Origin of the sequence: Paenibacillus sp. FSL P2-0173, assembly GCF_038008045.1 — a bacterium.
Classification (GTDB): Bacteria; Bacillota; Bacilli; order Paenibacillales; family Paenibacillaceae; genus Paenibacillus; species Paenibacillus polymyxa_B.
In genome coordinates this window covers 1-2,912 of sequence record NZ_JBBOYK010000013.1, presented here as the reverse complement: position 1 = coordinate 2,912, position 2,912 = coordinate 1, and the positions used below count along the sequence as shown (strand labels likewise).

At 58.8% G+C, this 2,912-nt stretch carries 1 protein-coding gene; it reads right to left on the bottom strand.

Annotated features, from left to right (window positions below):
- On the bottom strand, positions 1-2,912 hold a 2,912-nt coding region (locus tag MKX30_RS27335), incomplete at both ends, for a condensation domain-containing protein (RefSeq protein ID WP_341063897.1).

The following is a 2,912-nucleotide window of genomic DNA, read 5'->3' as shown; positions in this document are numbered from 1 at the left end:
GCTCGATCATCACGCCCTTCGGCTTGCCCGTCGTTCCCGACGTATAGATCACGTACGCCAGGTCCTCCGGACGGGCTTCATGGAAGCTGTCGGTGCCAACATTCTGATGGCTCTCATCGCCGTCGTCCACAGCATCCGTCAGCTTGCCGGAGACCATGCCGGAGACAATCGGCGCATTCGCCCGCTCCTCGCTGTACGACGCTTCGTCGTCCAGGTACAGCACCGCCGCCAGCGCCAGCTCCTCTTCGCCGAGCCAGGCTTCGGCACGCTCTCGCAGCGGCGTTTGCGTCAGCAGTACCTTCGCTCCGCTGTCTTCAAGCATGAACCGCACGCGGTCCGCCGGATAATCCGGATCGAGCGGCACATACGCCCCGCCCGCTTTCCAGACGGCCAGCACAGCCACCAGCAAGTTCACCGAACGCTCGGCGAGAATGCCGACGATCGTCTCCCGGCCGATGCCGCTTGCGCGCAGCGTGGCCGCCAAGCGGTTCGCCCGCTCGTTCAGCTCCGCATACGTCAGCCGCTCGTTCTCGTACACGACGGCCGCCTCTTCCGGCGTGCGCCCCGCCTGTTCCTCGAACAGCCGGTGGAACGCTGCCACAGGAGCCGCTTCCGGCTGCGCCGGGTTAAACGCGCCGAGAATTTGCTCTTTTTCCTCTGCCGTCAACAAGTTCAGCTCGGCAATCTTCGCATCCGGACAGCTTACGATCGCCGCAAGCAAATGTCCGAAATGAGTCGACAGCCGCCGGATCGTGCTTTCTTTATAAAGAGCCGTTGCGAATTCAAAACTGCACTCCAGGCCGCCGTTTTCTTCCGTAACATCCACACTCAGGTCGAACTTGGCCGTGCCGTATTCGCTAGGGTACGGGGACAATTTCAGCCCTTCCAGCTCAAACTCTTTATCCTCCAAGTTTTGTAGGGAGAACATCGTGTCAAACAGCGGGTTGCGGCTCAAATCCCGGCTGACCTGCACTTTATCAACGAGCTCTTCGAACGGATAATTCTGATGCTCGTAAGCGCCTAAGGTCGTTTCTTTCACTTCTTCCAGATACGACAGGAAGGTCTTCTCCGAAGCCGGATAATTGCGGAGCGCCAGCGTATTGACGAACATTCCGATCAAAGGCTGCGTGTCTCCGTGCGTTCTGCCCGCAATCGACGTTCCGACGATCAAATCGTCCTGACCTGTGTATTTATGCAAAAGCACGGTATATGCCGCAAGCAGCACCATATACAGCGTCGTTCCTCTTTGAGCGGCCAGCTGCTTCAAGCCTTCGTTCGTTGCCTCGTCCACGAAGGACGTCAGCGTTTGTCCCTCAAAGCTCTGCACGGCAGGACGCGGATAGTCCGTCGGCATTTCCAGAACCGGCAGCTCGCCCCGGTAACGGTCCAGCCAGTAAGCTTCCTCGCGTTTCAACTGCACTTTTTGCTCGTCCGACTGCTGCCATACCGCATAGTCCTTGTATTGAATGTGCAAAGGCTCTAATGACTCGCCGCCGTACAGACGAACGAGTTCCTCGACTAACACGTCCATCGAAACCCCGTCGGAGACGATATGGTGCATGTCGAACATCAGCAAATAACGTTCGGCTGCCAGCTCTACGAGCTCCGCCCGCAGCAGCGGAGGCTTCGCCAAGTCGAAAGGCCGGATGAAGTCCTGCACGACTTCAGGCGCTTCTTCCTCGCTCGCATGACGGTACTCGACGGCAAAGTCGACGCTCTCGTAAATGCGCTGTATTGCTTCGCCTTGTACGATCTCAAAGCCGGTTCGCAGTGTTTCGTGCCGTGCGATCAGTCCGCGGAAAGCCTTCTCCAGCAGGCTCCGGTCAATCGATCCTTCCAGCAGCAGCACGCCCGGCATGTTGTAGCTCTGATCGGCCCCTTCCAGCTGATTCAGGATAAACAGCCGCTTCTGAGCTGAGGAAAGCGGATAATATGCTCTTGCGCCTGCCAGCGGAATCGACGAGAACGACTGCTCTCCGATCCGGGAGATGGCAAGAGCCATCTCTTCGATCGTCGAGTAGCGGAATACGTCGCGCAGAGGCAGCTCGACGTTCATTTCCTTCTGAATCTTGCTGACAAGGTTCGTCGCCCGCAAGGAGTGGCCTCCGAGCTCGAAGAAATTGTCCAGGACTCCAATGCCGGAGTAGCCCAGCACTTCCTCCCAGATCTTCACAAGCTCGGACTCCGTCCGGTTACGCGGTGCTACATATTCGACGCCCGTTTGTATGCCGCCTTGCGGCTCCGGCAGCGCTTTGCGGTCCACTTTGCCGTTGGTCGTCAGCGGCATACGCTCCAACTGCACGAAGTACGACGGGATCATGTACCCCGGCATTCCCTGGGCCAGCGAGGTTCTCATTTCGCTGACCGTCAGCATTCGGTCCGCCACAAAGTAGGCGACAAGCGCCTTCTCGCCCCCCCCGTCCTGACGGGCGAGCACCACCGCTTCTTCCACGCCCTCGACGTTCAGCAGCTGCGTCTCGATTTCGTCCAGCTCGATCCGGTACCCGCGGATTTTGACCTGGTGGTCGATCCGGCCCAGGTATTCGATGTTGCCGTCCGGCAGCCAAGCCGCCAAGTCGCCCGAGCGGTACAGTTTCTCCCCCTCCGCAAACGGGGAATCGACGAACTTCTCCGCCGTCAGATCCGGACGGTTCAGGTATCCTCTCGCAAGGCCTTCCCCGGCCACGTACATTTCGCCCACTACGCCGATCGGCACAGGGCGGCGGTTTTCATCCAGGACGTACACCCTCAGCGTCGGGATCGGCTTGCCGATATTGCTCTTCGCCGCCTCCATTTCGACCCATGTGATTTCCTTATATGTCACGTGAACCGTCGTCTCGGTAATGCCGTACATATTGATCAGCTTCGTCTCCGGGTACTTCGTCTTGAAGCCCTTGAGCAGCAGCGGACTC